This is a genomic window from Sphingobium sp. B12D2B (assembly GCF_025961775.1).
In the GTDB taxonomy this organism is placed as follows: Bacteria; Pseudomonadota; Alphaproteobacteria; order Sphingomonadales; family Sphingomonadaceae; genus Sphingobium.
In genome coordinates this window covers 445,958-471,512 of the sequence record NZ_JAOQOH010000001.1, presented here as the reverse complement: position 1 = coordinate 471,512, position 25,555 = coordinate 445,958, and the positions used below count along the sequence as shown (strand labels likewise).

Annotated in this window: 36 protein-coding genes; 8 read left to right on the top strand and 28 right to left on the bottom strand. The window is 64.0% G+C overall.

Features of this window, described 5'->3' with window-relative positions; genetic code table 11:
- Positions 1-4 precede the first annotated feature (4 nt).
- From M2335_RS02370 to rplO, 4 genes are all read right to left on the bottom strand, one after another.
- A complete protein-coding gene (locus tag M2335_RS02370; RefSeq protein ID WP_264593644.1) occupies positions 5-1,195 on the bottom strand; it encodes a glycosyltransferase in 1,191 nt (396 codons plus the stop codon).
- A gap of 61 nt (positions 1,196-1,256) precedes the next feature.
- On the bottom strand, positions 1,257-1,904 hold the full coding sequence (locus tag M2335_RS02365; RefSeq protein WP_181558376.1) for an adenylate kinase: 648 nt from the start codon (positions 1,902-1,904) through the stop codon (positions 1,257-1,259).
- A gap of 58 nt (positions 1,905-1,962) precedes the next feature.
- On the bottom strand, positions 1,963-3,330 hold the full coding sequence (secY, locus tag M2335_RS02360; protein ID WP_181558375.1) for a preprotein translocase subunit SecY: 1,368 nt from the start codon (positions 3,328-3,330) through the stop codon (positions 1,963-1,965).
- Between the two features lie 201 nt (positions 3,331-3,531).
- Positions 3,532-4,014: a 50S ribosomal protein L15 gene (rplO, locus tag M2335_RS02355; RefSeq protein ID WP_264577175.1), complete on the bottom strand. Its 483-nt coding sequence runs from the start codon at positions 4,012-4,014 to the stop codon at positions 3,532-3,534.
- Between the two features lie 227 nt (positions 4,015-4,241).
- Here rplO and M2335_RS02350 point away from each other — a divergent pair, with 227 nt between their 5' ends.
- Complete coding sequence (locus M2335_RS02350; protein WP_264593643.1) at positions 4,242-5,357, top strand: acyltransferase family protein; 1,116 nt, start codon at positions 4,242-4,244, stop codon at positions 5,355-5,357.
- A 102-nt stretch (positions 5,358-5,459) separates the two neighbouring features.
- Here M2335_RS02350 and rpmD read toward each other — a convergent pair whose 3' ends face one another.
- From rpmD to rpsL, 24 genes are all read right to left on the bottom strand, one after another.
- The gene (gene rpmD, locus M2335_RS02345; RefSeq protein WP_181561266.1) at positions 5,460-5,639 is read right to left on the bottom strand and encodes a 50S ribosomal protein L30; all 180 of its coding nucleotides are present in this window, start codon (positions 5,637-5,639) and stop codon (positions 5,460-5,462) included.
- Between the two features lie 5 nt (positions 5,640-5,644).
- Positions 5,645-6,388, bottom strand: a complete 744-nt coding sequence (gene rpsE, locus M2335_RS02340; protein WP_264572349.1) for a 30S ribosomal protein S5 — start codon at positions 6,386-6,388, stop codon at positions 5,645-5,647.
- Between the two features lie 2 nt (positions 6,389-6,390).
- A complete protein-coding gene (gene rplR / locus M2335_RS02335) occupies positions 6,391-6,744 on the bottom strand; it encodes a 50S ribosomal protein L18 (RefSeq protein WP_181561265.1) in 354 nt (117 codons plus the stop codon).
- 3 nt (positions 6,745-6,747) lie between these two features.
- Complete coding sequence (gene rplF, locus M2335_RS02330; RefSeq protein ID WP_181561264.1) at positions 6,748-7,281, bottom strand: 50S ribosomal protein L6; 534 nt, start codon at positions 7,279-7,281, stop codon at positions 6,748-6,750.
- The gene (gene rpsH, locus M2335_RS02325; protein WP_181561263.1) at positions 7,281-7,676 is read right to left on the bottom strand and encodes a 30S ribosomal protein S8; all 396 of its coding nucleotides are present in this window, start codon (positions 7,674-7,676) and stop codon (positions 7,281-7,283) included. The genes rplF and rpsH overlap by 1 nt, the downstream gene beginning before the upstream one ends.
- Before the next feature lie 10 nt (positions 7,677-7,686).
- Positions 7,687-7,992, bottom strand: a complete 306-nt coding sequence (gene rpsN / locus M2335_RS02320) for a 30S ribosomal protein S14 (RefSeq protein WP_181561262.1) — start codon at positions 7,990-7,992, stop codon at positions 7,687-7,689.
- A 41-nt stretch (positions 7,993-8,033) separates the two neighbouring features.
- Positions 8,034-8,609, bottom strand: a complete 576-nt coding sequence (rplE, locus tag M2335_RS02315; protein WP_181561261.1) for a 50S ribosomal protein L5 — start codon at positions 8,607-8,609, stop codon at positions 8,034-8,036.
- Positions 8,609-8,917, bottom strand: coding sequence for a 50S ribosomal protein L24 (gene rplX / locus M2335_RS02310; protein WP_181561260.1), 309 nt, complete (start codon positions 8,915-8,917; stop codon positions 8,609-8,611). The genes rplE and rplX overlap by 1 nt, the downstream gene beginning before the upstream one ends.
- Positions 8,917-9,285: a 50S ribosomal protein L14 gene (gene rplN / locus M2335_RS02305; RefSeq protein ID WP_014077869.1), complete on the bottom strand. Its 369-nt coding sequence runs from the start codon at positions 9,283-9,285 to the stop codon at positions 8,917-8,919. Before rplN ends, rplX begins: the two co-directional genes overlap by 1 nt.
- Before the next feature lie 81 nt (positions 9,286-9,366).
- A complete protein-coding gene (gene rpsQ / locus M2335_RS02300) occupies positions 9,367-9,645 on the bottom strand; it encodes a 30S ribosomal protein S17 (protein WP_181561259.1) in 279 nt (92 codons plus the stop codon).
- Between the two features lie 15 nt (positions 9,646-9,660).
- Positions 9,661-9,864, bottom strand: a complete 204-nt coding sequence (rpmC, locus tag M2335_RS02295) for a 50S ribosomal protein L29 (RefSeq protein WP_181561258.1) — start codon at positions 9,862-9,864, stop codon at positions 9,661-9,663.
- 5 nt (positions 9,865-9,869) lie between these two features.
- Positions 9,870-10,301 carry a 50S ribosomal protein L16 gene (gene rplP / locus M2335_RS02290; RefSeq protein WP_181561257.1) on the bottom strand — a complete coding sequence of 144 codons (432 nt, stop codon included), beginning with the start codon at positions 10,299-10,301 and terminating at the stop codon, positions 9,870-9,872.
- A 24-nt stretch (positions 10,302-10,325) separates the two neighbouring features.
- The gene (gene rpsC / locus M2335_RS02285; protein ID WP_181561256.1) at positions 10,326-11,021 is read right to left on the bottom strand and encodes a 30S ribosomal protein S3; all 696 of its coding nucleotides are present in this window, start codon (positions 11,019-11,021) and stop codon (positions 10,326-10,328) included.
- A gap of 3 nt (positions 11,022-11,024) precedes the next feature.
- Positions 11,025-11,408 carry a 50S ribosomal protein L22 gene (rplV, locus tag M2335_RS02280; RefSeq protein WP_181561255.1) on the bottom strand — a complete coding sequence of 128 codons (384 nt, stop codon included), beginning with the start codon at positions 11,406-11,408 and terminating at the stop codon, positions 11,025-11,027.
- Positions 11,408-11,686, bottom strand: coding sequence for a 30S ribosomal protein S19 (gene rpsS / locus M2335_RS02275; protein WP_181561254.1), 279 nt, complete (start codon positions 11,684-11,686; stop codon positions 11,408-11,410). The genes rplV and rpsS overlap by 1 nt, the downstream gene beginning before the upstream one ends.
- A gap of 3 nt (positions 11,687-11,689) precedes the next feature.
- Complete coding sequence (gene rplB, locus M2335_RS02270) at positions 11,690-12,526, bottom strand: 50S ribosomal protein L2 (protein WP_181561253.1); 837 nt, start codon at positions 12,524-12,526, stop codon at positions 11,690-11,692.
- 14 nt (positions 12,527-12,540) lie between these two features.
- Positions 12,541-12,855: a 50S ribosomal protein L23 gene (locus M2335_RS02265; RefSeq protein WP_181561252.1), complete on the bottom strand. Its 315-nt coding sequence runs from the start codon at positions 12,853-12,855 to the stop codon at positions 12,541-12,543.
- A complete protein-coding gene (gene rplD / locus M2335_RS02260) occupies positions 12,848-13,474 on the bottom strand; it encodes a 50S ribosomal protein L4 (RefSeq protein WP_264571787.1) in 627 nt (208 codons plus the stop codon). Before rplD ends, M2335_RS02265 begins: the two co-directional genes overlap by 8 nt.
- A 3-nt stretch (positions 13,475-13,477) precedes the next feature.
- Complete coding sequence (gene rplC, locus M2335_RS02255) at positions 13,478-14,236, bottom strand: 50S ribosomal protein L3 (RefSeq protein WP_181561250.1); 759 nt, start codon at positions 14,234-14,236, stop codon at positions 13,478-13,480.
- Positions 14,237-14,472: 236 nt separating this feature from the next.
- Positions 14,473-14,784: a 30S ribosomal protein S10 gene (rpsJ, locus tag M2335_RS02250; protein WP_014077880.1), complete on the bottom strand. Its 312-nt coding sequence runs from the start codon at positions 14,782-14,784 to the stop codon at positions 14,473-14,475.
- A gap of 145 nt (positions 14,785-14,929) precedes the next feature.
- Complete coding sequence (gene tuf / locus M2335_RS02245) at positions 14,930-16,120, bottom strand: elongation factor Tu (protein WP_181561249.1); 1,191 nt, start codon at positions 16,118-16,120, stop codon at positions 14,930-14,932.
- A 106-nt stretch (positions 16,121-16,226) separates the two neighbouring features.
- Positions 16,227-18,320, bottom strand: coding sequence for an elongation factor G (gene fusA / locus M2335_RS02240; RefSeq protein WP_264571786.1), 2,094 nt, complete (start codon positions 18,318-18,320; stop codon positions 16,227-16,229).
- 183 nt (positions 18,321-18,503) lie between these two features.
- On the bottom strand, positions 18,504-18,974 hold the full coding sequence (rpsG, locus tag M2335_RS02235; RefSeq protein WP_181561247.1) for a 30S ribosomal protein S7: 471 nt from the start codon (positions 18,972-18,974) through the stop codon (positions 18,504-18,506).
- 18 nt (positions 18,975-18,992) lie between these two features.
- Positions 18,993-19,364 (bottom strand): 30S ribosomal protein S12, encoded by a 372-nt coding sequence (gene rpsL, locus M2335_RS02230; protein ID WP_181561246.1) that lies wholly within the window; start codon positions 19,362-19,364, stop codon positions 18,993-18,995.
- Positions 19,365-19,726: 362 nt separating this feature from the next.
- On the opposite strand from rpsL, the gene M2335_RS02225 reads away from it, so the two are divergent.
- From M2335_RS02225 to M2335_RS02195, 7 genes are all read left to right on the top strand, one after another.
- Complete coding sequence (locus M2335_RS02225; RefSeq protein ID WP_264593642.1) at positions 19,727-20,251, top strand: DUF1993 family protein; 525 nt, start codon at positions 19,727-19,729, stop codon at positions 20,249-20,251.
- Between the two features lie 89 nt (positions 20,252-20,340).
- Positions 20,341-21,072, top strand: coding sequence for a class I SAM-dependent methyltransferase (locus M2335_RS02220; protein WP_264593641.1), 732 nt, complete (start codon positions 20,341-20,343; stop codon positions 21,070-21,072).
- A gap of 48 nt (positions 21,073-21,120) precedes the next feature.
- Positions 21,121-22,659 carry a 2-polyprenylphenol 6-hydroxylase gene (ubiB, locus tag M2335_RS02215; RefSeq protein ID WP_264593640.1) on the top strand — a complete coding sequence of 513 codons (1,539 nt, stop codon included), beginning with the start codon at positions 21,121-21,123 and terminating at the stop codon, positions 22,657-22,659.
- Positions 22,660-22,716: 57 nt separating this feature from the next.
- Positions 22,717-23,970, top strand: coding sequence for a bifunctional phosphopantothenoylcysteine decarboxylase/phosphopantothenate--cysteine ligase CoaBC (gene coaBC, locus M2335_RS02210; protein WP_264593639.1), 1,254 nt, complete (start codon positions 22,717-22,719; stop codon positions 23,968-23,970).
- Positions 23,951-24,409: a dUTP diphosphatase gene (gene dut, locus M2335_RS02205; RefSeq protein WP_181561241.1), complete on the top strand. Its 459-nt coding sequence runs from the start codon at positions 23,951-23,953 to the stop codon at positions 24,407-24,409. The genes coaBC and dut overlap by 20 nt, the downstream gene beginning before the upstream one ends.
- Positions 24,410-24,424: 15 nt before the next feature.
- Positions 24,425-25,183 carry a HesA/MoeB/ThiF family protein gene (locus M2335_RS02200; protein WP_264593638.1) on the top strand — a complete coding sequence of 253 codons (759 nt, stop codon included), beginning with the start codon at positions 24,425-24,427 and terminating at the stop codon, positions 25,181-25,183.
- The gene (locus tag M2335_RS02195) at positions 25,180-25,554 is read left to right on the top strand and encodes a DsrE family protein (protein ID WP_264593637.1); all 375 of its coding nucleotides are present in this window, start codon (positions 25,180-25,182) and stop codon (positions 25,552-25,554) included. The genes M2335_RS02200 and M2335_RS02195 overlap by 4 nt, the downstream gene beginning before the upstream one ends.
- Position 25,555 lies beyond the last annotated feature (1 nt).

Below are 25,555 nucleotides of genomic sequence, written 5' to 3'. Positions count from 1 at the left end.
AGGCTTAGCCGGCCGAGGCGGTCCCTGCCGTCAATCGCTGCAGCAGCATTTCGAGCTTGGGGCCATCAAGATGGCGCTTGATTGCCGCGAAGGCGCGCTCCGCGATGGCCCGGCATTCGTCGGGGCGCTTGAGCAAGTCCGCGACGACATCCTCCAGGTCCGAGAGATCCCAGCGTACCGGCACATAGGTTTCCCCGGCGCGGTAGATGTCGCAGAAGGTTTCCAGATGGCTCATGTCGGGCTTCACCAGCACGGCGCCGGTCAGCACCGCCTCCAGATCGCGCCAGCAGATCTCGCCAAAACCGAACGGGCTGAAGCACAGCTGCGACTGGTCCATCTCGCTCATGAACGCAGCCCGATCGACCCGCCCCTGCCACGCCACCTGATGGCGCGCAGCGAGGGCTCGCACGGCCTGCTCGGCCTCGCGGCGCATGATCACATACCAATGTGTGCGCTCACCCGCGTCGACGCGCCCCTCAGCGTGTAACTGCGCAGGTGCGAGCGCGAAGCGCGCATGAACGTCGATGGGGCGGGAACCGCTCGGGATCGCCTGACGCTGTTCGAACGCCTTGAGCAGCACCGGCGCGGTCGCAAAAGCCGGCGCTAGCACGAGGCGGTCGACGATGTCCGGCCGACAGCGCCAGTTTGGCTCGTCCACAGTCAGCCCCGCCTTGTCGCTGTAATAGGCCGCCAGATTGGTATGCGCTGCTTGAGGGACACGATAATGATCGCGATCCAGCATCAGCGATTTCTTGGCATAAAGATCGACATAATCCGCGACCCGGTCGGCAAAGCGGACATCGGTCGGCGCGAACCAGTCGAGATAGGTGATCGGCGCGTGCGGATTGGCGGACTTGACCCGCTCCAATACGCGCTCGAGCTCGCCATCCGGCAACACATAAAAGGACTGGATCAGGATGGCGGACGCGTCCTTGATCAGATGCTCCGCATTTTCCGCCGGATAGGGCACGGCGCGGAACGCATAGCCCTGTCGGGCAAAGCGATCCGCGTCATGATAGAAAGGGTAGATTTGCGGCCAGGCGATCTGGTCATCGGCATAGATGAACAGAATCCGCGTCTGGGCCTGGCGAGGGAAGCGGCGCGCGAGATGGGACCGGATGACAGGCTTGACCGGATCGTAGCGGCGCCTTCCATCATCCAGAAGGCTTATCACCCGCGCTTCGATCCCCGTCACCACTATCGCTCCGTCCTATTTGCGCCCAGCGCACCAGCCTCGTTTGCGAACGAGGGGAGGATCAGCGATCGAGAATGGTCACAATCGCGTTCGACACCTCATCGATATCCGCCATGCCGTCAACCCGGCTGACGATGTTGCGTTCCTCATAAATTGGGAGGATCGGCGCTGTTTTCGCGCGATACTCGGCCATGCGGGTGCGCACCGTTTCCTCATTGTCATCGGGCCGCCGCTTGAACTCGGTGCTTCCGCACCGGTCGCAAACGCCCTCGACCTTTGGTGTCTTATACCGATCATGATAGCCTTCACCGCAGCTTGCGCAAGTGAAGCGGCCGGTGATCCGGTCGACCAGTGCATCCTCGTCGACCGCCAGTTCAATGACATGATCGAGCTGACGGTTGCGCGCGCCCAGCAGCACGTCCAGGCTCTCAGCCTGCGCCGCCGTGCGCGGATAGCCATCGAAGATCACACCGACATCCGGTGCGAGCTGGTCCAGCGCTTCGCCGATGATTCCCGAGACGATCTCGTCCGAGACGAGCTCGCCGGCATCCATCACCGCCTTCGCCTTGAGACCTACCGGGGTGCCGGCCTTCACCGCCGCCCGCAGCATGTCGCCGGTCGAGAGCTGAACCATGCCACGCGCAGCGACCAGACGCTGCGCCTGAGTGCCCTTGCCGGCGCCGGGCGGTCCCAGCAGGATGATGTTCATGTCACTCCCCCAAAATTCACAAGAAGGATAAGCCTGCGGCCGGGTTGCCCCGGCCGGCTCAGCGCATCCGGCCTTTCAGACGCGCCTTCTTGATGAGGTCGCGATACTGGTGGGCGATGAGATGGCTCTGGATCTGCGTGACGGTATCCACGGTCACGTTGACGACGATGAGCAGGCTCGTGCCGCCGAGATAGAACGGAATCCCGGCACGGGCGATGGCGAACTCGGGGATCAGGCAGACCAGGGCCAGATAGATGGCACCGATCACCGTGATCCGCGTCAGCACGTAATCGAGATAGTTCTCGGTGTTCTTGCCGGGACGGATGCCCGGAATGAAACCGCCGTTGCGCTTGAGATTCTCCGCCGTCTCTTCCGGGTTGAAGACCACCGCGGTGTAGAAGAAGCAGAAGAAGATGATGCCTGCGCCGTAGAGCGCCATGTAGAGCGGCGTGCCGTGCGACAGATACTGGTTGATCGACAGCACGAAGTCGCCCCACGCGCCGGTCGATGCATTGGCACCTGCACCGGAGAACTGCGTGATGGTGAGCGGCAGCAGCAGCAGCGACGAGGCGAAGATCGGCGGGATCACACCGGCGGTGTTGATCTTCAGCGGCAGGTGGCTGCGGTCCGCCTGCATCACGCCCTGCTTGGTCTGGCGCTTGGGATACTGGATCAGCACGCGGCGCTGGGCGCGCTCGACGAAGCAGATGCCCGCGATGAGGCCGAGGCCGACGATAATGATGCCGAGGATGACCAGACCCGAGATCGAGCCGGTGCGGCCCGATTCGAAAAGGTTGGTGAGCGTCACCGGCAACTGCGCGACGATGCCAGCCATAATGATCAGCGAGATGCCGTTGCCGATGCCGCGGCTGGTGATCTGCTCACCCAGCCACAGCAGGAACATCGTGCCGCCGATCAGCGAGATGACCGCGCTGATGCGGAACAACATGCCGGGATCGACCACGGCCTGCAGCCCGGATTGCGCGCCATAGGCCTCGAGCCCGACGGCAATGAAATAGCCCTGGATCGCCGTGAGGCCGACCGTGCCATAGCGGGTGTATTGGTTGAGCTTCTTGCGCCCTGCTTCGCCTTCCTTCTTGATCGCGGCCAGCTTGGGCGAGAGCGACGAGCCGAGCTGCACGACGATGGAGGCGGTAATATAAGGCATGATGCCCAGCGCGATGAGGCTCATGCGCTGCAGGCTGCCGCCGGAGAAGGTATTAAAGATGTCGAGAATGCCGCCCTGCGTCTGTTGATAGAGCTGGGCCAGCACGGTCGGATCGACACCGGGGAGCGGGACGAACGAGAAAAAGCGGAAGACGATGAGCGCGCCCACCGTGAACCAGATCCGCTTCTTGAGCTCTGTAGCCTGGCCGAAGTTAGCGAGGCTCAGATTGGCTGCCATTTGGTCGGCGCGTGATGCCATGATCGCTTGCAATCCCGAAAAATGATGCTCGCCCAGGATTTGGGGGACGAACAGCCTTATCCCTTAGACGTCTGACCGGCGCCTGTCGAATAGCGGTGCCTGACCATATGACGGCATATGCAAGCGACCCCACCCGCCCATATCGGCGGGAGGGGTCGGCTATGCAAGCTCACAGTCAGGCCTGTCTCCCGATCAAGGAGATTATGCGGCCTCGGCCGGTGCAGCCTTGGCGAGAATCTCGACCTTGCCGCCAGCCTTCTCGACCGCCTCGATGGCAGCGCTGGAGGCGCCGGCCACGGCGAAGCTCGCCTTGGTGGTCAGTTCGCCCTTGGCGAGCAGACGCACGCCATGCTTGCCGCCGCGCGAAATGCCGGCCGCGCGCAGCGCCGCCTGGTCGATGGTCGCGGCCGCATCAAGCTTACCGGCGTCGATCGCCTTCTGGACCATGCCGAGGTTCACGACCGCATAGTCCTTACGGAAGATGTTGTTGAAGCCGCGCTTCGGCAGACGCATGTGGAGCGGCATCTGGCCGCCCTCGAAACCGTTAATGGCGACGCCCGAACGTGCCTTGGCACCCTTCTGGCCGCGACCGGCAGTCTTGCCCTTGCCCGAACCGATACCACGGCCGACGCGCATCCGGCCCTTGCGGGAACCGGCATTATCCTTGAGTTCATTCAGCTTCATAAGTGCACTCGCTTTCGCTGTTGTCGCGCTGGTGGAAAGTGCGGCCCATAGCCGCCGCACTTTGCTTTGTCACCCCATAGAATCTGTCTCGGCCGATCTCCGTCCTTCGCGTCCTGAACACGGCTCGGCGCTATCGGCGTGACAAGCCTCATGGTTAAACGGCACCCCGGCATTCACAAATTTTGCAAGTGCGAAGGCTCAAAAAGTCATTCGCTTTAGGGCTTTACATGGTTAACGCTCGTGATCAGTCGCGCCCGAGCGCGCCCGGCTCCATTGACGAGTTGCGCATTATCGCGACCGTGTTGCTGGTCGCTTTCCATGTCGTGGGGCAGACCGACAGCGGGCTGCGAATCGAGGACGGGCACCCCGCGCGGTTCATCGTCGATCTGGGCGCCAGCTTCCGGATGCCGGCCTTCGCCTTCGTCGCCGGCTTCATCTACTGCCTGCGTCCGCCCACGCGAGGGCATATGCGCGACTTTCTGCGCGGCAAGGCGCGGCGGATCGCGCTCCCTGGCCTGATCGCTGCCGTCCTGTTCGGATCGGTTGCCTACATGCAAGGCTCGCGTTTCGGCATCCCGCCCGAAGCCCTGTGGGGGCTGGCCATCTTCCCCTATGCGCACTTCTGGTTTTTGCAGGCGATCCTCGCGCTGTTCATCGTCGTCGGCCTGATCGACATCGCACTCGATCATCGCGGGCAGTGGCCAATGTTCGCCGGCGCCTTGCTGCTTGCCTTATGGCCCCCGCCCATCCCGACGCTTTTCGCACTGCCGCAAGCGATCCTGCTGGCGCCCTTCTTCATCTTCGGCATGTGCGTCTATCGAAGCTGGGCATGGATCGCGCAGCATGGGCGGCTGATCGTCCCGCTGGCCGCCTTGGCTGCATTGCTCGCCTTCAGTGGCGCCTTCTATGATTATCTGATGCTCGGCGTCTCTCCGAGCACGAGCATTGCCTCATCGCTGCTGCTCGGCATGTCGGTCAGCCTGCTCATTCTGCTCCGCTGGCCACACCACCCCTATGCGCGCAAGGTTGGGCAGTTCAGCTTTACCATCTACCTCTATCATGTGTTCGCCACCGCCGGGGCGCGGATGGCGCTCCACACAGTCGGTATCGACGCGCTCGCGATTCACCTGCCGGTCGGCATTCTCGCGGGGCTGCTCGGCCCTGTCGCACTGCATCTCATTCTGCTCAAGACGCCCGTCGTCGGCCCGCTGGCCCTGGGCATCCGGACCAAGGCGCCCGCGCCCCGCAGCGCGCCGGCCCAGCATGTCAAAGCACGTGCACCTGCATCCGCTCTAGCTCTTCCGGCAACATCATCCCGCCCGGCCGTCCCGCGCGGCCATTGAGCCGCCTTCCCGAGTACGCGTTCGGCATTACCTACAAACGAAAACGGAGCGCCTAACCCTCAAGGCTACGCGCTCCGTTTTCAATGTCGGTCGTAAAAGGCTTCAGCCTTCGACGATCTGCACCATGTGCGGCAGCTTGCGGATCGCGCCGCGCACTTCCGGCGTGTCCTCGAGCTCGACGACACGGTTCATCTTGCCCAGGCCGAGGCCGATCAGGATCTTCTCCTGAGAGGCCGGACGGCGGATCGGGGAACCGATCTGCTTCAGCTTGATCTTCGCCATGTCAGTTACTCCGCAATCGCTTCGGCGTCAGCCGCAGCGACCTCGGCAGAGGCGCCACCGCGACGAAGCAGGTCAGCGACCTTCTTGCCGCGACGCTGAGCGACCGACTTGGGGCTGGTCTGCTCGGTGAGAGCCGCGAACGTCGCCCGGATCATGTTGTACGGGTTCGACGTGCCGACCGACTTGGTCACCACGTCGGCCACACCAAGGCTCTCGAACACAGCGCGCATCGGACCGCCGGCGATGATGCCGGTGCCTGCCGGCGCGGTACGAACGGTCACCTTGCCGGCGCCGAAGTGCCCGCGACCATCATGGTGCAGCGTGCGGCCTTCCTTGAGCGGAACGCGAACCATTGCCTTCTTGGCAGCGGCGGTCGCCTTGCTGATCGCCTCAGGAACCTCACGAGCCTTGCCATGGCCGAAGCCGGCACGACCCTTGCCGTCACCCACAACCACGAGTGCCGCAAAGCCGAAGCGCTTGCCGCCCTTCACGGTCTTCGAGACGCGGTTGATGTGGACGAGCTTCTCGACGAATTCCTCGCCATTGTCGTCCTCACCGCCACGACCGCGACGGTCGTCACGACGGCCACGGCCGCCACGATCCCGATCGCCACCGCTGCGGCCGCCACGGCCACGGCGCTGTTGCTGCTGCGGCTCGGCGGCCACACCCGTCACGTCCTGGGGCGTGGTCTCGGGCGCGAGAACAGCCTCGGGCTGATTGCCCTCACCGGTGGTGTTTTCGTCTGCCATCATCAGAACTCCAGTCCGCCTTCACGAGCGGCATCGGCCAGCGCTTTCACGCGACCATGAAAGAGGAAGCCACCACGATCGAACACGACCTTGGTAACGCCGGCCTTGGCGGCAGCCTCGGCGACGCGCTTGCCGACATCGGCTGCAGCCGATGAAGTGGCGCCGGTCTTGCCACGCACATCCTTGTCCAGGGTCGACGCTGCGGCCAGGGTCTTGCCCTGCGTGTCGTCGATGACCTGCGCATAGATATGCCGGCCGGAACGGTGCACGGACAGACGGGGCTTGCCACCCGCCCGCGCCTTGATCGCGGTACGCACGCGCCGGGCGCGACGATCGAAGAGAGAGAGTTTCGCCATGGCTTACTTCTTCTTGCCTTCTTTGCGGAAGATAAACTCGCCGCGATACTTGATACCCTTGCCCTTATAGGGCTCCGGCTTGCGCCAGCGACGGATTTCCGCCGCGACCTGGCCGACCTGCTGCTTGTCGATCCCGCTGATTTCCACCGTGGTGTTATCGGGGGTCTTGATTTCGATCCCGGCCGGAACCGGGAAATCGACATCATGGCTGTAGCCGAGCTGCAGCTTCAGGTTCTTGCCCTGGGCCGTGGCACGATAGCCGACACCGGTGATCTCGAGCACCTTGGTGTAACCCTCGGTCACGCCCGTGACGAGGTTCTGCACCAGCGTGCGCTGCATGCCCCAGAATGCCCGAGCCGCCTTGGTGGCGTTGGCCGGCTTGATCGAAATCGCACCGTCTTCCAGCTCATAGCTGATCTCGTCGCGCATCTGGAGCGCCAGCGTGCCCTTCGGGCCCTTCACGGAAAGCTGACCGTTCTCGATGGTGGCCGTCACCCCGCTAGGGATCGTGACCGGCTTCTTGCCGATGCGGCTCATCAGAACACCTCCGCCAGCACTTCGCCGCCGACATTCTGTGCGCGCGCTTCGGCATCCGAGAGCACGCCACGGGGCGTCGAGACGATGGTGATACCGAGGCCATTGCGTACCACCGGAAGCTCCTTGGAGCCCGAATAGACGCGACGGCCAGGCTTGGAAACGCGCGCGACGTGCTTGATCGCCGGCTCGCCTTCAAAATATTTCAGCTCGATGCGCAGGCCATCATGGCCAGCCACCTGCTCTTCGGAATAGCCGCGGATGTAACCCTCGCGCTGAAGCACGTCGAGCACACGCGCACGCAGCTTGGACGCGGGCGAAACCACGCTGTCCTTGCGTGCCCGCTGGCCGTTGCGGATGCGGGTGAGCAGGTCACCCAGGGGATCGGTCAGTGCCATCTCTTAATCCTTACCAGCTCGACTTGGTGACGCCGGGGATCAGGCCCTTGTTGGCCAGATCGCGCAGCTGAACACGGCAAAGCCGGAACTTGCGATAGTAAGCGCGGGGACGACCGGTCAGCTCGCAACGGTTGCGCACCCGGGTCGGGTTGCCGTTGCGGGGGATCTCGGCCAGCTTGAGACGCGCGATCAGACGCTCGCTGTCATCAAGCGACGTGTCATTCGCCACTGCCTTGAGACGGGCATATTTGCCGGCGTACTTCTTCACCAGCTTCTTGCGCCGTTCGTTCTTGTTGATCGAACTCAGTTTCGCCATGGACTTAAGCTCTCTTCCTTAGAAATTGGATCCGGCCACGCTCACGCAGCCTCTTTTTCCGCCTCGGCGGGGAACGGGAAACCGAAAAGACGCAGCAGTTCGCGCGCTTCTTCGTCCGTGCGGGCCGTGGTGGTCACGATGATGTCCATGCCACGCACCTTGTCGACGCGGTCATAGCTGATCTCGGGGAAGATGATCTGCTCCTTGATGCCGAAAGCATAGTTGCCACGGCCGTCGAAGCTCTTCGGGTTGAGACCACGGAAGTCGCGGATGCGGGGCATCGCGATCGTCACGAGACGATCGAGAAACTCATACATGCGCTCGCGACGCAGGGTCACCTTAGCACCGATGGGCATGCCTTCACGCAGCTTGAACTGCGCGATCGACTTCTTCGCCTTGGTGATGACCGGCTTCTGGCCGGCAATCAGTTCCATTTCCTCGGCGGCCTGGGTGACCTTCTTCTTGTCCTGGGTCGCCTCGCCCACGCCCATGTTGAGCGTGATCTTCTCGATCCGGGGGATTTCCATGTGGTTCTTGTAACCGAACTTCTCGCTCAGCGCCTTGACGATGGTCTCGTCATACAGCTTGCGCGAGCGCGGGATGTACTTGTCAGCCATCAGATGACCTCCCCGGTCTTAACCGCGACGCGGACCTTCTTGCCGTCACGGTCCTCGAAGCGGACGCGCGTGGCCTTGCCGTCGACAGCCAGTGCAACATTGGAAATGTGCAGCGGCGCTGGCTTGCGATCGATGCCGCCCTGCGGATTTGCCTGGTCGGGCTTGCGGTGGCGGGCGTGAACGTTGATGCCGTCGACCAGCACCTTGTCATCCTTGGGCATCACCTGGAGGACGGAACCGGTACGGCCCTTGTCCTTGCCGGCGAGCACGACGACCGTGTCACCCTTCTTGATACGTGCAGCGCTCATCACAGCACCTCGGGAGCAAGCGAAATGATCTTCATGAAGTTCTTCGCGCGCAGCTCGCGGACCACGGGGCCAAAGATACGCGTGCCAATCGGCTCCGCATTCTTGTTGACCAACACGGCCGCATTGCCGTCGAAGCGAATGACGCTGCCGTCGGGACGACGAACGTCCTTGGCGGTGCGCACGATCACGGCGCGGTGAACGTCACCCTTCTTCACGCGGCCACGGGGGGCGGCGTCCTTCACGGAGACGACGATGATGTCGCCAACGCTGGCAAAACGACGCTTCGAGCCGCCGAGCACCTTGATGCACTGGACGCGCTTGGCGCCGCTGTTGTCAGCGACATCAAGATTGGATTGCATCTGGATCATCGATCCGGTTCCTTCTCAATTGGCCTGCCGGGACACAGCCTGTGTCTGGCCCGGTGGTTCCGTTAAATCCTTGAGACCTGCTCAGGCTGCTGCGTCTGCAGCGACCTGCTCGGGAGACTTGTGGGTGTCGACCCGCGCGATGACCTTCCAGGTCTTCAGCTTCGAGATCGGCGCCGTCTCCTCGATACGGACGGTCTCACCCTCGTGATACTCGTTGGCATCATCGTGGGCGTGATACTTCTTCGAGCGACGGATGATCTTGCCGTAGAGCGGGTGCTTCACCTTGCGCTCCACCTTGACGACGACCGTCTTGTCACCCTTGTCGGAAACCACCGTTCCCGTCAGCACGCGCTTGGGCATGGGCCTGTTTCCTTCTTACTTCGCGGACGAGCGCGAACGCTCGGCCTGGAGGGTTTTGATCCGCGCGATGTCACGACGCACTTCGCGCACGCGGCTCGGCTTCTCAAGCTGGTTGGTCGCAGCCTGAAAGCGCAGGTTGAACTGCTCGCGCTTCAGCTCGCCCAGATCGGTCGACAGCTGATCGTCGCTCTTCGCCTTGAGGTCAGAAATCTTGGTCATGACCATCATGCTCCCAGATGCGAGGTGTCGCCGAGACGCGCCACCACCTTCGTCTTGATCGGCAGCTTCATCGCTGCGCGGCTGAATGCTTCCGCAGCCAGCGGACCGGGCACGCCGTCCAGCTCGAACAGGATGCGGCCGGGCTTTACGCGCGCCGCCCAATATTCGATCGAACCCTTGCCCTTACCCTGACGGACTTCGGCAGGCTTCTTGGACACCGGCACGTCCGGGAAGACGCGGATCCAGAGACGGCCCTGACGACGGATGTGACGCGTGATCGCGCGGCGAGCCGCTTCGATCTGGCGCGCGGTGACCCGCTCCGGTTCCAGAGCCTTGAGGCCGTAGGATCCGAAATTGAGGTCCGTTCCACCCTTGGCATCGCCCTTGATGCGACCCTTGAAGGTCTTGCGGAACTTGGTTTTCTTCGGCTGTAGCATGATGCTTTACCTTGCTCTCAATTCTCAGCGAGCCGGACGCACACCGGAGGTCTGAGCCTCCAGCATGAGACGGTCGGTCGCCATCGGATCGTGGCCGAGGATCTCGCCCTTGAAGATCCAGACCTTGATGCCGCAAACGCCATAGGCCGTGTGGGCCTCGGCTTCTGCATAATCGACGTTCGCACGCAGCGTGTGCAGCGGAACGCGACCTTCGCGATACCACTCGACACGGGCGATCTCCGCGCCGCCCAGACGGCCGCCGCAGGTGATCTTGATGCCCTCGGCGCCGAGACGAAGCGCGCTCTGCACGGCGCGCTTCATGGCGCGACGGAAAGCGATACGACGCTCGAGCTGATCGGCAACGCCCTGGGCGACGAGCTTGGAGTCGATTTCCGGCTTGCGGATCTCGACGATGTTCAGGCTCACGTCGCTGGACGTCATCGCGCTCAGCTTCTTGCGCAGCTTCTCAATGTCCGCGCCCTTCTTGCCGATGATGACACCGGGACGGGCTGCATAGATCGACACGCGGCACAGCTTGGCCGGACGCTCGATGACCACCTTGGAGATCGCGGCCTGGGGCAGCGTCTTCATGACATACTTGCGGATCTTGAGATCCTCAAGCAGCAGGCGACCATAGTCCTGGCCTTCCGCGAACCAGCGGCTGTCCCAGGTGCGGTTGATCTGCAGGCGCAGACCGATGGGATTGCTCTTGTGACCCATGGATCAGGCCTCCTCTTCCGCAGCTTCACGCACGACGATGCGCACGCGGCTGAAGGGCTTCAGGATGCGGGTGGACTTGCCGCGACCACGCGCATGGAAGCGCTTCATGGTGAACGACTTGCCGACACTCGCCTCGGCGACGACGAGCGCGTCGACGTCGAGATTGTGGTTGTTCTCCGCATTGGCGACCGCGCTGGCGAGCACCTTGCGAACATCGACCGCCATCGCGCGCTTGGAGAAGGCGAGCACGTTCATCGCGTCCTCGACCTTGCGGCCACGGATGAGCGCGGCGACCAGGTTCAGCTTCTGGGCCGAACCGCGGATCTGCGTGCCGACGGCCAGCGCCTCATTGTCCGAGACGCGGCGGGGAGCTTTTGCCTTGCCCATCAGCGCTTGCCCTTCTTGTCAGCGGCGTGGCCGGGGAAGTAGCGCGTCGGCGCGAATTCACCCAGCTTGTGACCGACCATGTCTTCGTTCACCGAAACGGGAACGTGCTTGCGACCATTGTAGACGTTGAACGTCAGGCCAACGAACTGCGGCAGGATGGTGGAGCGGCGCGACCAGGTCTTGATCGGACCGCCACGGCCGTTGTTCTCCTGCGCGGTTTCTGCCTTCTTGAGCAGATGCAGGTCCACGAAGGGACCCTTCCAGACGGAGCGAGCCATCGCTTACCTCTTCTTCTTGGCGTGACGCGACCGGATGATCATCTTGTCGGTCGACTTGTTGTGACGGGTACGAGCACCCTTGGTCGGCTTGCCCCACGGGGTAACCGGATGACGGCCGCCCGAGGTCCGGCCTTCACCACCGCCGTGCGGGTGGTCGACCGGGTTCTTGGCGACGCCGCGGGTGAGCGGGCGACGGCCGAGCCAGCGGCTGCGGCCGGCCTTGGCGAGGTTCTGGTTCTGGTTGTCGGGGTTCGACACCGCACCGATGGTCGCCATGCAGTCCGAGCGGATGTAGCGCTGCTCACCCGAGCCGAGACGGACGATGACCATGCCGCGATCGCGACCGACGAGCTGGGCATAGGTGCCCGCGCTGCGTGCAATCTGAGCGCCCTTGCCCGGCTTCATCTCGATGTTGTGGATGATCGTGCCGACCGGCATCTGACCCAGTTCCATCGCATTGCCCGGCTTCACGTCGGTCTTCTTGCCTGCGATCACCTTGTCGCCCACAGCCAGACGCTGCGGGGCGATGATGTAGGCCTGCTCGCCATCGGCATAGCTGACCAGCGCAATGAACGCCGTGCGGTTGGGGTCATATTCCAGACGCTCCACCGTGCCTTCGACGTCCCACTTGCGACGCTTGAAGTCGATGATGCGATAGCGCTGCTTGTGACCGCCGGCGATACCGCGCGAGGTCACATGACCCTTGTTGTTGCGGCCACCGGTCTTGCGCTTGCCTTCGGTCAGCGCCTTGACGGGCTTGCCCTTGTGGAGGCCGGACCGGTCGACGAGGATCAGGCCGCGCTGGGCCGGGCTCGTCGGGTTATAATGCTTGAGTGCCATTGTTCAGTCCGCCCTCAAATGCCCGTGGTGATGTCGATCGACTGGCCTTCGGCCAGGGTCACGACAGCCTTCTTCACGTCCGAGCGCGTGTAGGGCTTGCCCTTCCAGCGCTTGGTCTTGCCCTTCTGGACGATCGTGTTGACCGACTTGACGCTGACATTGAACAGCGCCTCGACAGCGGCCTTGATCTCGGGCTTCGAAGCGTCACGCGCGACCTTGAACACAACCGCGTTGTGCTCGGAGACCAGCGTCGCCTTTTCGGTGATGTGCGGGGCGACAATCACGTCGTAATGACGCGTGGCCACCGCTGCTGCCTGCTTCTTAGCCATTGAAGCGCGCCTCCAGCTGCTCGACCGCGGCACGGGTCAGCACCAGGCTGTCCGCACGCAGGATATCGTAGACATTGGCACCGATGGCGGGGAGCACATTGACACCGACGAGATTGGACGAGGCCTTGGCGAAGGAGAGGTTGGTCGCCTCGCCGTCGATGAACAGCACCTTGCCGAGGTTGAGCTTGGCGAGCTGACCCGCCAGTTCCTTGGTCTTGCCGTCCTTGACGTCCAGATTGTCCAGAACCGTGAGCGAGCCGCCCTTGGCCTTCGCCGAAAGCGCCATCTTCAGGCCCAGTGCACGCACCTTCTTGTTGAGCGAGTGCCCGAAGGTACGGGCGCGCTGACCGTGCGCCTTACCACCACCGATGAAGATCGGGGCGCGGCGATCGCCGTGACGAGCCGTACCGCCGCCCTTCTGGCGACCGAACTTCTTGCCCGTGCGGGCAACGTCAGAACGCTCGCGCGTCGCCGATGCCGGGGCACGGCGCTTTTCAAGCTGCCAGGTGACGACACGGTGCAGAATGTCCGCGCGCGGCTCGAGGCCGAACACATCGTCATTCAGCTCGACATCGCCGGAGGCCTTGCCGCCGTCCAGAGTGAGAACCTTGATCTTCATGACTTAGCCCTCCTGGCCTTCAGTGGCCTCGGGCGCCGCGACGTCCTGCGCAGGCGTATCGGCCGGAGCCTCGGCGTTATTGTTCGCAGCCGACTTGATGCTGGCCGGGTACGGCACATCAGCCGGACGATCGACCTTCACGGCGTCCTTGACGAGAAGCCAGGCGCCCTTCGAGCCGGGCACGCTGCCCTTCACGAACAGCAGGCCGCGCTCCACGTCCGTGCGGACGATCTCGAGGTTCTGCTGGGTGCGCTGACGGTCGCCCATGTGGCCGGCCATCTTCTTGTTCTTGAACACGCGGCCCGGATCCTGACGGTTACCCGTCGAACCGTGGGCACGGTGGCTGATCGACACACCGTGCGTGGCACGCATACCGCCGAAGCCCCAGCGCTTCATGGCGCCGGCAAAGCCCTTGCCCTGCGTCTGACCCGTCACATCGACGAGCTGACCAGCGATGAAGTGATCGGCAGCGATTTCCGCGCCGACATCGAGCAGCGCGTCCTCGGCCACGCGGAACTCGACGACCTGCGCCTTGGGTTCCACCTGAGCCTTGGCAAAGTGCTCGCGCTGCGGCTTGGCGACATTCTTCGCCTTCGCAACGCCGGCACCCAGCTGCACGGCTACATAGCCGTCCTTATCCATTTCGCGACGGGCAATGACCTGGTTGCCTTCGAGCGCCAGGACGGTGACGGGCACATGGCGGCCATCATCCTGGAACAGGCGGGTCATACCTACTTTCTTCGCGATCACGCCGGTACGCATGATCCAATCCTCCAATAGAGGCCCCTGCATGATGCGGGGGCTTATCCAACGAAAAAACCGCCAGGACCCTAAGACCCAGGCAGCCAACCCGATTTTGCGATGCGTTCCCCCGTCCGGGCTGGATGCTTCCGGACCCTCGACAAGCGAGGCGGAAACGACGGAGGACGCTGCCCGGCCGAAGCCGGCGGTATCCAAATGTCCTGCAAGGCGACCCGGAGGCCGCCCCGCTACGGCCATCAGGCCAGTTTGATCTCGACGTTCACGCCAGCAGCCAGATCGAGCTTCATCAGCGCGTCGACGGTCTGCGGGGTCGGCTGCACAATATCAAGCATGCGCTTGTAGGTGCGGACCTCGAACTGTTCACGGCTCTTCTTATCGATGTGCGGTCCACGGTTGACCGTGAACTTCTCGATGCGGGTCGGCAGCGGAATGGGACCGCGAATGAGAGCACCCGTACGACGAGCGGTGTCGGCGATGTCGCCGGTCGCCTGATCCAGCACGCGATGATCGAATGCCTTGAGACGAATACGGATATTCTGCGTTTCCATGTCCACTAACCGATGTGAAAGAGCCAAAACAAAACCGCTTCACCCTGATGGCCCCGGTGCCGTTCTGGCACTCACGAGCCCGCGCGAAGCGGCGAAAAAAAGCAGGCCGCTCGAATCACCTGATCCGAGCGGCTCGCTGCCTATATTACTTCGAGATCGTCGCGACAACCCCAGAACCGACCGTGCGGCCACCTTCGCGAATAGCGAAGCGGAGACCCGGGTCCATCGCGATCGGCGCGATGAGCTTGACGGCCAGCTTCACGTTGTCGCCAGGCATGACCATCTCGGTGCCCTCGGGGAGGACGACCTCGCCGGTCACGTCCGTCGTGCGGAAGTAGAACTGCGGACGATAGTTGGCGAAGAACGGCGTGTGACGGCCACCCTCGTCCTTCGACAGCACGTACACCTCGGCTTCGAACTCGGTGTGCGGCGTGACCGAACCCGGCTTGGCCAGAACCTGACCACGCTCGACTTCTTCACGACCGACGCCACGGATCAGCGCGCCGATGTTGTCGCCGGCTTCACCCTGATCGAGCAGCTTGCGGAACATTTCCACACCGGTGACGGTCGTCTTCTTGGTGGGCTTGAGGCCGATGATCTCGACTTCTTCGCCAACCTTCACAACGCCGGTCTCGACGCGGCCGGTCACCACGGTGCCGCGACCCGAGATCGAGAACACGTCTTCGATCGGCATCAGGAACGGACGGTCAACCGGACGGGCCGGCTGCGGGATGTAGGCGTCGACGGCATCCATGAGCGCCTTGATCGAATCCTTGCCGATCGCGTCGTCACGGCCTTCGAGAGCGGCCAGAGCCGAACCCTTGACGATGGGGATATCGTCGCCCGGGAAGTCGTAGCTGGAGAGCAGCTCGCGCACTTCCAGCTCGACGAGCTCGAGGAGCTCCTCGTCGTCGACCTGGTCGACCTTGTTCATGTACACGACGAGCGCCGGCACGCCGACCTGACGAGCGAGCAGGATGTGCTCGCGGGTCTGCGGCATCGGGCCGTCAGCAGCGTTCACCACGAGGATCGCGCCGTCCATCTGGGCGGCACCGGTGATCATGTTCTTCACATAGTCAGCGTGGCCCGGGCAGTCGACGTGCGCATAGTGACGGGCGCCAGTCTCATACTCGACGTGTGCGGTCGAGATCGTGATGCCGCGCTCGCGCTCCTCGGGAGCCTTGTCGATGTTGGCATAGTCCGTGAACGTGGCGCCACCGGTTTCGGCCAGCACCTTGGTGATGGCGGCGGTCAGCGTGGTCTTGCCATGGTCGACGTGACCGATGGTGCCGATATTGCAGTGCGGCTTGTTCCGCTCGAATTTAGCCTTAGCCATTTCCTACCTCTTTTCGCTCAATAGCTTGGGTTCAACCGCTCGGGGAAGCCTCGCGAAGGCGCCCCCATAACAGCAAATTTACATAAATCCAGATGAAAGTGCCGGCTTAGGCCAGCTTCGCCTTCACCTCGTCCGCGACGTTCTGCGGCACCTCGTCATAGTGCGAGAACTGCATGGAGTAGTTTGCGCGGCCCTGGGTGAACGAGCGGAGCGAGTTCACATAGCCGAACATGTTGGCCAGCGGGACCATCGCCTCGACAACCTGCGCATTACCGCGGCTGTCGGTGCCCTGGATCTGGCCACGACGCGAGTTCATGTCGCCGATGACGTCACCCAGATATTCCTCAGGCGTCACCACCTCGACCTTCATCACCGGCTCGAGCAGCGTGATGCCGGCCTTCTGCGCGACTTCACGCATCGCACCGCGACCGGTGATTTCGAACGCCAGCGCCGACGAGTCGACGTCGTGATAGGCGCCGTCATACAGGTTGATCTCGAAGTCGATGATCGGGAAGCCGATGAGCGAACCCGTGGCCGCCGTCTCGCGCATACCCTTCTCGATCGCCGGGATATATTCCTTGGGAATATTACCGCCCTTGATCTCGTCCTTGAAGATGATGCCCGCACCGCGCTCGCCCGGCGTGACCTTCACCTTGATGCGGCCGAACTGGCCGGTGCCGCCCGACTGCTTCTTGTGGGTATAATCGACGTCGACGGCCTTCTTGAGATATTCGCGATAGGCCACCTGCGGCGCACCGACATTCGCCTCGACCTTGAACTCGCGCTTCATGCGATCGACCAGGATTTCGAGGTGAAGCTCGCCCATGCCCTTGATGATGGTCTGGCCCGATTCGTGATCGGTCGAAACGCGGAAGGACGGATCCTCGGCGGCCAGGCGGTTGAGCGCGACGCCCATCTTCTCCTGGTCGGCCTTGGTCTTGGGTTCCACGGACAGCTCGATGACCGGCTCGGGGAATTCCATGCGCTCCAGGATGATCGGCTGACGCTCGGCGCACAGCGTGTCACCGGTCGTCGTTTCCTTCATGCCGGCCAGCGCGACGATATCGCCGGCATAAGCCGTATCGATGTCCTCACGGCTGTTCGCATGCATCAGGAGCATACGGCCGATCTTTTCCTTCTTGTCCTTCACGGAGTTCAGATAGGTGCCCTTGCTCAGCGTGCCGGAATAGACGCGCAGGAAGGTCAGCGAGCCGACGAACGGATCGTTCATGATCTTGAACGCGAGACCGGAGAACGGCGCCTCGTCGCTGGTCGCGCGGCTGTCCGGCTCTTCCGTGTCGGGGTTGATGCCCTGCACGTCCTCGATGTCCAGCGGGCTGGGCAGATAGTCGACGACCGCGTCCAGCAGCGCCTGCACGCCCTTGTTCTTGAAGGCCGAGCCGCACAGCACCGGCACGAAGCTCTGGTTCAGCGTGCCCTTGCGGATCAACTTCTTGAGCGTCGCGACGTCGGGCTCGTTACCCTCGAGATAGGCTTCCATCGCGGCATCGTCCTGCTCGACAGCCAGCTCAACCAGCTTCTCGCGATACTCGGCAGCCTTGTCGGCGAGGTCGGCCGGAATTTCTTCATAGAAGAATTCAGCGCCCAGATTCTCATCCTTCCAGATGATCGCGCGGTTGTTCACGAGGTCGACGAGACCCTTGAAGTCCGATTCCGCACCGATGGGCAGATACAGGACGGCCGGGGTCGCGCCCAGGCGATCGATGATCGTCTGCACGCAATAATAGAAATTGGCACCCGTGCGGTCGAGCTTGTTAATGAAGCACATCCGGGGCACGCCATACTTGTCGGCCTGACGCCACACCGTCTCCGACTGCGGCTCCACGCCGGCAACGCCGTCGAACGCGGCAACCGCGCCATCGAGCACGCGCAGCGAGCGCTCCACCTCGATGGTGAAGTCCACGTGGCCGGGGGTGTCGATGATGTTCAGGCGATGCTCGGGGCCCTTGCCCTCGTCAGCCTTCCACAGGCAGGTCGTCGCAGCCGACGTGATCGTGATGCCGCGCTCCTGCTCCTGCTCCATCCAGTCCATCGTGGCGGCGCCGTCGTGCACTTCGCCGATCTTGTAGGACTTGCCGGTGTAATAGAGGATGCGCTCGGTCGTCGTCGTCTTGCCGGCGTCGATGTGCGCCATAATGCCGAAATTGCGGTAACGCTCGAGCGGGTGGCTGCGGGCCATGATCTTTACTCCATTGCCCGCGTGCGGCGGGGCTGCGGTCTGAAAGGTTCCTCTCCGTTCGGGTTGGCTCGGCGGGGACCCGTTTCTCCCCTCACGGAAGAACAGCCCTTCGACAGGCCCGAGCGAACGGTGGTGCAGGAAGCCGGGACAGTCCTGTGACTGCCCCGGCGTCCAATATAGTGCTTACCAGCGGTAATGCGAGAAGGCGCGGTTGGCTTCGGCCATCCGGTGCGTGTCTTCACGCTTCTTCACGGCATTGCCACGGTTGTTCGCGGCGTCCAGAAGCTCGCCGGAGAGGCGGGCCGCCATCGTGGTCTCGCTGCGGCTGCGCGCCGCATTGATGAGCCAGCGAATGGCCAGCGCCTGGGCGCGCTCGGGACGGACTTCCACCGGCACCTGATAGGTCGCACCGCCAACACGGCGGCTGCGGACCTCGATGCCCGGCTTCACATTGTTGAGGGCGTCATGAAAGACCGAGATCGGATCCTTCTTGGCGCGGGTTTCAACGGTGGCCAGTGCGCCATAAACAATCTGCTCAGCGACGGCCTTCTTGCCGTCATACATGACGCTGTTCATGAACTTGGACAGAACCTGATCGCCATACTGGGGATCGGGCAGGATGACGCGCTTTTCGGGGCGACGACGACGTGACATATCTCTGTTCTCCCCTACTTACTTCGGACGCTTCGCGCCGTACTTGGAACGGCTCTGCTTGCGGTCCTTGACGCCCTGGGTATCCAGAACGCCGCGAAGAACGTGATAGCGCACACCGGGAAGGTCGCGCACACGGCCGCCACGGATCAGCACGACGCTGTGTTCCTGGAGGTTGTGGCCTTCGCCCGGAATGTAGCTGATGACCTCACGGCTGTTGGTGAGGCGCACCTTGCAGACCTTGCGGAGAGCCGAGTTCGGCTTCTTCGGGGTCACGGTGTAGACACGGGTGCAGACGCCGCGCTTCTGCGGGTTCTGCTCCATCGCAGGGACCTTGCTCTTGGCCTTCTGCGGCTCGCGGCCCTTGCGGACCAGCTGGTTGATCGTTGGCATGAAGCCCTTCACCTTTTTTCAGTTACTCTGCCATCTGCATGTCCTGGGTCGGCCGATGGCCAGCCGGGGCTGACCTCCAAACGACAAGAGACCCGGCGGTCGGTAAAGACCCCCTGGCCCCGCAAGAGCATAGGCAATGTTCAAGCTCTGTATGACCCAGCGGACGAGCGACCGAATCCTAGTGAAAGCACAGGTTGCGGGCCGCGAGGCAGGCGGGCCTATACAGAGAGGCCGCCAACCGGTCAAGCGCGGCTCACCCCAAGGGGCACGCGTGGCGGTCGTGCGTTTTGAAATGCCGCCTTGCCTCTTTCGGCCCGCACGCGCACATCCGCAATCTTACAGATAGAGAAGGCGAGGCGCCGATGACCCTGACCATGCACGAGATCACCGTTCCCCTCCTCGTCAACACGCTCGGCAACATGAAAAACTGGCTCGGTCGGGACGATGTCCGCGCCACGCAGGCCGATCTGCTGGCCGCCCGTCTGATCGAGGATATGCGCCCGCTCACGGCGCAATATCAGATGGCGTCGGACAGCGCCAAGAATGGCATCGCCCGTCTCGCCGGCATCGAGCCGCCCGCCATGCCGGACACCGAGGCGAGCCTCGATGCCCTGCAGGAGCGGTGCGCAAAGACCATCGCCTTCGTCCGGAGCGTGACGCCCGCGCAACTGGAGGGCAGCGAGGACCGCGAGATCGTGCTGCGCTTCCCGAACGGCCAGGGATATCGGTTCCACGGGCGGGATTATGTCACCGGCTTCATGCTGCCCAATTTCCTGTTCCATGCGACCATGGCCTATGCGCTGCTGCGGGCACGTGGGATCGCGATCGGCAAGCCGGATTTCCTGGCCCATCTCGGCGCGCCGGTCGCGCTCGCCGACCCGGCATGAGCTGACGGTGGCCCATCCCGCGCGGCATCGGCCGCTCCGGCATGGTTCGCCCTTTGCGCGACCGGCAGAGTCGGCTAGAGCCCGGCCCCATGAGCGAGACAGTGTCCTTTGGCTATCGTGAGGTAGCCCCCGAGGAAAAGACGAAGCTGGTCGGCGACGTCTTTTCCAATGTCGCCCGCAACTACGACATCATGAACGATGCGATGTCCGGCGGTATGCATCGGCTGTGGAAGGACCAGTTCGTCCGCCGCGTGAAGCCGCGCAAGGACGAGGCGATTCTCGACATGGCCGGCGGCACTGGCGACATCGCCTTCCGCATGGCCAAGCATGGCGCGCGCGTGACGGTGAGCGACATCAACGAGGATATGCTCGCCGTCGGCATGACGCGGGCGCAGAAGCGCGGCATCGAGGGGCTGGTCTGGCAGCCGCAAAATGCCGAGCAGCTCGTCTTCGGCGATCGCAGCTTCGATGCCTACACCATCGCGTTCGGCATCCGTAATGTGACCGACATCCCGGCGGCGCTGCGCGAGGCGCACCGCGTGCTCAAATATGGCGGGCGCTTTTTCTGCCTGGAATTTTCCAGCACCACCTGGCCGGGCTTCGGCGATGTGTACGACGCTTATTCGCACAAACTGGTGCCCAAGCTCGGCCAGATGATCGCCGGGGATGCGGAGAGCTACCGCTATCTCATCGAATCCATCCGCCGCTTCCCGGACATGCCCAGGTTCAAGGGCATGATCGAAGAGGCCGGCTTCGTGCAGGCGAAGGCCGAGCCGATCATGGGCGGCCTCGTCGCCATCCACTCGGGGTGGAAGATATGACCGGCCGGCGCAGCAGCCCCATGGTGCGTTCCGTAAGGCGATAAGGTCATGACAGCGCATATCACCCATCTCTGGCGCCTGCTTTCGTGGGGGCGGACCCTCGCCCGGCATGGCGCGCTGCGCGGTATCGAGCGGGATGGCAATACGCCCGCGCCGGTCCGCCGCCTCGCACGGCTGGCGCGGCTCGGTGCGCGCGTGCCCAAGGAGCCGCGCTATGCGGAGGCGTTTCAAGCCATTGGCCCGGCCGCGATCAAGCTCGGCCAGTCGCTGGCGACGCGCCCCGATCTGGTCGGTGAGGATGCCGCCCGCGATCTGCTGTCGCTGCAGGACGCGCTGCCGCCCATGCCCTTCTCCGCGATTCGCGCCGAGATCGAAGCCAGCTTCGGGCGACCGCTCGACTCGATCTACGCCAGTGTCGATGAGCACGCCGTGGGCGCGGCGTCCATCGCGCAGGTGCATCGTGCCGTGACGACGGACGGCCGCGCGGTCGCCATCAAGGTGCTGCGCCCGGGCATTCGCGAGCGATTCAACCGCGACATCGACACTTATGAATGGGCAGCGGCGCATCTGGAGCAACTGGGCGGCGAGGCCTCGCGCCTCCGACCGCGTCTGGTCGTCGCCAATCTCAAGCGCTGGACAGCGCGCGAGCTGGATCTGCGGCGCGAGGCAGCCTCTGCCTCCGAACTGGCCGAGGCCATGTCCGCCGTGCCGCGCTATCGCATCCCGCAAATCGACTGGGATCGCACCAACGGCCGGGTGATGACCCTCGAATGGATCGACGGGATCAAGATCAGCGACCAAGCGGCGCTGGTCGCCGCCGGGCATGATCTGAGCGATCTGGCCGCGCGGCTCGTCAACACCTTCCTGCGGCAGGCCATCGCCGACGGCTTTTTCCATGCCGATATGCACCAGGGCAATCTCTTCGTGCAGGCTGATGGCACCATCGTCGCCATCGACTTCGGCATCATGGGGCGGATCGACCGGCGCGCGCGGCTGTGGCTGGCGGAGATTCTCTACGGCCTCATCACCGGCAATTATCGCCGCGTGGCGGAAATCCATTTCGAGGCGCAATACGTCCCCGCCCACCATAATGTCGCTGAGTTCGCGACTGCCCTGCGCGCCGTCGGCGAGCCCATGCGCGGTAAGCCGGTCAGTGAACTCTCTGTGGGCCAGATGCTGGACGGCCTCTTCGCCATCACCCGCGATTTCGACATGCAGACGCAGCCCCATCTGCTGCTGCTGCAAAAGACGATGGTGATGGTCGAGGGCGTGGCGACCATGCTCGACCCGACGATCAACATGTGGGACGTTTCCGGCCCCTATGTGAAGAGCTGGCTGCGCGACGAACTAGGCCCCGAAGCCAAGCTCGCCGATTCGATCCATGAAACCGTGGACACGATCCGCCGCCTGCCCGGCCTCGTCCGGCGGCTGGAGGAAGCCTATCCCGAGCCGGGTGGCGCCCCGCCCCCGCCCCCCCTGCCGGCGGTGAAGCTGGTGCAGGTGAAGGTCGGCTGGTTCTGGCGATATGCGGGCGTGGCGATTCTGGCGGCAGCAGCCGGCGCCGGCGCCATGGCGCTCCTTGGCTGACATCCCGCCCCTGCCGAGCCGCTAGCCGGACCGGCGCCCAGCCGCTATGGAACCATCATGACCCAGCGGATCCTCCTCATCGTCTCCGGCGGGATCGCCGCCTACAAGGCGCTGGAACTGGTGCGCCTGCTCAAGGGCAAGGGCCTTGGCGTGCGCGCCGTGCTGACCGACGCCGCCACCAAATTCGTGACGCCGCTCTCCTTCGGCGTGCTCACCGAGGATCATGTCTATGGTGACATGTTCGACCTCAAGGAGGAGCGCGAGATCGGCCATATCCAGCTCAGCCGCGAGGCCGACCTGATCGTTGTCGCGCCGGCAACCGCCAACATCCTCGCCAAGATGGCATCGGGCATCGCTGACGATCTCGCCACCACCGTGCTGCTCGCCACCGACAAGCCGGTGCTCGCCGTGCCCGCGATGAATGTGCGGATGTGGCACCACAAGGCCACCCAGCGAAACCTCGACACGCTGCGCGGCGATGGCATCCATGTGATGGAGCCGGACGTCGGCGCCATGGCCTGCAACGAGTGGGGCAAGGGCCGCCTGCCCGAGCCAGCCGCCATCGTGCAGGACATCGAGCGTCTGCTGGCAGAGGCGCCGTCACCGGCCGCGCTGCTGACCGACACCAGCCGAACGATCCACGCGCCCGACCTCAGCCACGCCAATCTGCTCGGCCGCCATGTGCTGGTCACCGCCGGCCCCACACATGAGCCGATCGACCCGGTGCGCTACATCGCCAATCGATCCTCCGGGCAGCAGGGCTTTGCGATTGCCGCCGCCGCCGCACAGGCCGGTGCGCGCGTGACGCTCGTCGCCGGACCGGTCAGCCTGCCCACGCCGCGTGGCGTCACCCGCGTCGACGTGCAGACCGCGCGGGAGATGCAGGCCGCCGTGGAGGGAGCCTTGCCAGCCGATATTGCCATATTGGTCGCAGCAGTGGCCGATTGGCGCGCCGCCGACGAGGCCGATCAGAAGATCAAGAAGGATGGCTCGGGCACGCCCGCCCCGCTCGCGCTGGCCGAGAATCCGGACATTCTCGCCACACTGGCGCGGCACATCCAGCGGCCCGCCTTGCTCGTCGGCTTCGCGGCCGAGACGGAAACTGTCGTCGACCACGCCATCGCCAAGCGCCAGCGCAAGGGCGCGGACTGGATCGTCGCCAATGACGTGTCCGGCGATGTCATGGGCGGATCGCATAACAGCGTCCATCTGGTCACGGCGCAGGGCGTCGAAGACTGGCCGGACATGCCCAAAGCCCTTGTCGCCACGCGGCTGATTGAAAGGATTTCCGATGAACTGGCCGCTCGTTGACATTGCGGTGAAGCGCCTGCCCCATGGCGAAGACCTGCCATTGCCCAGCTATGCCACCGCCGGCGCAGCCGGCATGGACGTGGTCTCCGCCGAGGATGTAACGCTGCCGAGCATGGCCCGCCATGCGGTGGCCACAGGTCTCGCGCTTGCCATTCCCGAGGGGTTCGAGGTGCAGGTGCGCCCCCGGTCGGGGCTGGCGCTCAAGCATGGCATCACGCTGCCCAACACCCCCGGCACGATCGACAGCGATTATCGCGGCGAATTAAAGGTGATCCTGGTCAACCTTGGCGAGGATGATTTCGAGATCAAGCGCGGCGACAGGATCGCCCAGTTGATCGTGGCGCCGGTGCAGATCGCGCGCATGGTCGAGGTCGCGACGCTCGATGATACGGCGCGCGGTGCGGGCGGTTTCGGCTCCACCGGTGTCCGCACGGTCTGACGCACAGCCGCACTGATGGACTTCACCGACGATCAGCTTGAGCGATATGCCCGCCACATCGTGCTGCGCGAGATCGGCGGCGCAGGGCAGGCAAGGCTGGCCGGCGCGCATGTTGCGATCATCGGGGCGGGCGGCATCGGCTGCCCGGCCATCGCCTATCTGGCTGCGGCCGGCATCGGCACCCTGCGGATCATCGATCCTGACATAGTGAGCCTCTCCAACCTGCAGCGGCAGATCCTGTTCGCCAGCGACGACATCGGTCGTCCGAAGGCGGAAGCCGCGCGGGATGCAGTGCGCCAGCTCAACCCGGATTGTCATGCCATTCCGATCAACACCGCGCTGGATGCCGACAATGCCGCGACGCTGCTGCGCGATGCCGACATCATTCTGGATGGCTGCGACAATTTCGAGACGCGCCTCGCCGCTTCCGACGCCGCGACCCGGCTACGCATTCCGCTGGTGAGCGCTGCAGTCGGCCAGTTCGAGGGGCAGATCGGTGTCTGGCGGGGATGGGAAGCCGGCCAGCCCTGCTATCGTTGCCTGGTCGGCGACACCCGCACCGACCCCGCCCGCACCTGCGCCGAGGAAGGCATTGTCGGGGCGCTGACCGGCATCATCGGATCGATGGCGGCGCTGGAGGTCATCCGCGCCCTCGTGCCCTTCGGTGAAGCGGCGACCGGCAAGTTGATCGTCTTCGATCTGCTCGCCCGTCGCCTGCGGACCATGGCTATTCCGCCGGACCCGGCCTGCAAGGCCGCGCTGGCCTGCGCATGAGCGCGCGGCCGCCTCTCGCTCTCGTCGTCGTCAGCGCCGAGCCGTCTCGGTTGCGCGCGGCCCTGTCGCTCGCGCGGGCGGAGGTCGCTCTGGGGAGTGCGGCCCGCATCTTCCTGCAAGGCGATGCCGCTGCCCTGTTGCGCACCCCGATCCGCGCGCCGCAGGACGCCGCCTGGGCTGCAGCCGGGGAGCCGACACTCGCGCAGTTGCTGGATGATGCGCTGGATGAAGGCGTGGCGGTCAGCCTCTGCCAGAGCGGCCTTGCCATGGCGGCCGTGGTAGCGGACAGCCTCGACCCCCGTATCGAGATCACCGGCCCCATTGCCTTTCTCGCGGCGGCTGGGCCGGACATCCGCCTGCTGACGCTCTGAC

Excerpts from the sequence above, each read along its gene's own strand:
- M2335_RS02365 (WP_181558376.1), bottom strand. The coding sequence starts at position 1,904 with ATGAACATCATCCTGCTGGGACCGCCCGGCGCCGGCAAGGGCACTCAG.
- secY (WP_181558375.1), bottom strand. The coding sequence starts at position 3,330 with ATGGCATCACGCGCCGACCAAATGGCAGCCAATCTGAGCCTCGCTAAC.
- rplO (WP_264577175.1), bottom strand. The coding sequence starts at position 4,014 with ATGAAGCTGAATGAACTCAAGGATAATGCCGGTTCCCGCAAGGGCCGG.
- M2335_RS02350 (WP_264593643.1), top strand. The coding sequence starts at position 4,242 with ATGGTTAACGCTCGTGATCAGTCGCGCCCGAGCGCGCCCGGCTCCATT.
- rpmD (WP_181561266.1), bottom strand. The coding sequence starts at position 5,639 with ATGGCGAAGATCAAGCTGAAGCAGATCGGTTCCCCGATCCGCCGTCCG.
- rpsE (WP_264572349.1), bottom strand. The coding sequence starts at position 6,388 with ATGGCAGACGAAAACACCACCGGTGAGGGCAATCAGCCCGAGGCTGTT.
- rplR (WP_181561265.1), bottom strand. The coding sequence starts at position 6,744 with ATGGCGAAACTCTCTCTCTTCGATCGTCGCGCCCGGCGCGTGCGTACC.
- rplF (WP_181561264.1), bottom strand. The coding sequence starts at position 7,281 with ATGAGCCGCATCGGCAAGAAGCCGGTCACGATCCCTAGCGGGGTGACG.
- rpsH (WP_181561263.1), bottom strand. The coding sequence starts at position 7,676 with ATGGCACTGACCGATCCCCTGGGTGACCTGCTCACCCGCATCCGCAAC.
- rpsN (WP_181561262.1), bottom strand. The coding sequence starts at position 7,992 with ATGGCGAAACTGAGTTCGATCAACAAGAACGAACGGCGCAAGAAGCTG.
- rplE (WP_181561261.1), bottom strand. The coding sequence starts at position 8,609 with ATGGCTGACAAGTACATCCCGCGCTCGCGCAAGCTGTATGACGAGACC.
- rplX (WP_181561260.1), bottom strand. The coding sequence starts at position 8,917 with ATGAGCGCTGCACGTATCAAGAAGGGTGACACGGTCGTCGTGCTCGCC.
- rplN (WP_014077869.1), bottom strand. The coding sequence starts at position 9,285 with ATGATCCAGATGCAATCCAATCTTGATGTCGCTGACAACAGCGGCGCC.
- rpsQ (WP_181561259.1), bottom strand. The coding sequence starts at position 9,645 with ATGCCCAAGCGCGTGCTGACGGGAACGGTGGTTTCCGACAAGGGTGAC.
- rpmC (WP_181561258.1), bottom strand. The coding sequence starts at position 9,864 with ATGACCAAGATTTCTGACCTCAAGGCGAAGAGCGACGATCAGCTGTCG.
- rplP (WP_181561257.1), bottom strand. The coding sequence starts at position 10,301 with ATGCTACAGCCGAAGAAAACCAAGTTCCGCAAGACCTTCAAGGGTCGC.
- rpsC (WP_181561256.1), bottom strand. The coding sequence starts at position 11,021 with ATGGGTCACAAGAGCAATCCCATCGGTCTGCGCCTGCAGATCAACCGC.
- rplV (WP_181561255.1), bottom strand. The coding sequence starts at position 11,408 with ATGGGCAAGGCAAAAGCTCCCCGCCGCGTCTCGGACAATGAGGCGCTG.
- rpsS (WP_181561254.1), bottom strand. The coding sequence starts at position 11,686 with ATGGCTCGCTCCGTCTGGAAGGGTCCCTTCGTGGACCTGCATCTGCTC.
- rplB (WP_181561253.1), bottom strand. The coding sequence starts at position 12,526 with ATGGCACTCAAGCATTATAACCCGACGAGCCCGGCCCAGCGCGGCCTG.
- M2335_RS02265 (WP_181561252.1), bottom strand. The coding sequence starts at position 12,855 with ATGGCTAAGAAGCAGGCAGCAGCGGTGGCCACGCGTCATTACGACGTG.
- rplD (WP_264571787.1), bottom strand. The coding sequence starts at position 13,474 with ATGAAGATCAAGGTTCTCACTCTGGACGGCGGCAAGGCCTCCGGCGAT.
- rplC (WP_181561250.1), bottom strand. The coding sequence starts at position 14,236 with ATGCGTACCGGCGTGATCGCGAAGAAAGTAGGTATGACCCGCCTGTTC.
- rpsJ (WP_014077880.1), bottom strand. The coding sequence starts at position 14,784 with ATGGAAACGCAGAATATCCGTATTCGTCTCAAGGCATTCGATCATCGC.
- tuf (WP_181561249.1), bottom strand. The coding sequence starts at position 16,120 with ATGGCTAAGGCTAAATTCGAGCGGAACAAGCCGCACTGCAATATCGGC.
- fusA (WP_264571786.1), bottom strand. The coding sequence starts at position 18,320 with ATGGCCCGCAGCCACCCGCTCGAGCGTTACCGCAATTTCGGCATTATG.
- rpsG (WP_181561247.1), bottom strand. The coding sequence starts at position 18,974 with ATGTCACGTCGTCGTCGCCCCGAAAAGCGCGTCATCCTGCCCGATCCC.
- rpsL (WP_181561246.1), bottom strand. The coding sequence starts at position 19,364 with ATGCCAACGATCAACCAGCTGGTCCGCAAGGGCCGCGAGCCGCAGAAG.
- M2335_RS02225 (WP_264593642.1), top strand. The coding sequence starts at position 19,727 with ATGACCCTGACCATGCACGAGATCACCGTTCCCCTCCTCGTCAACACG.
- M2335_RS02220 (WP_264593641.1), top strand. The coding sequence starts at position 20,341 with ATGAGCGAGACAGTGTCCTTTGGCTATCGTGAGGTAGCCCCCGAGGAA.
- ubiB (WP_264593640.1), top strand. The coding sequence starts at position 21,121 with ATGACAGCGCATATCACCCATCTCTGGCGCCTGCTTTCGTGGGGGCGG.
- coaBC (WP_264593639.1), top strand. The coding sequence starts at position 22,717 with ATGACCCAGCGGATCCTCCTCATCGTCTCCGGCGGGATCGCCGCCTAC.
- dut (WP_181561241.1), top strand. The coding sequence starts at position 23,951 with ATGAACTGGCCGCTCGTTGACATTGCGGTGAAGCGCCTGCCCCATGGC.
- M2335_RS02200 (WP_264593638.1), top strand. The coding sequence starts at position 24,425 with ATGGACTTCACCGACGATCAGCTTGAGCGATATGCCCGCCACATCGTG.
- M2335_RS02195 (WP_264593637.1), top strand. The coding sequence starts at position 25,180 with ATGAGCGCGCGGCCGCCTCTCGCTCTCGTCGTCGTCAGCGCCGAGCCG.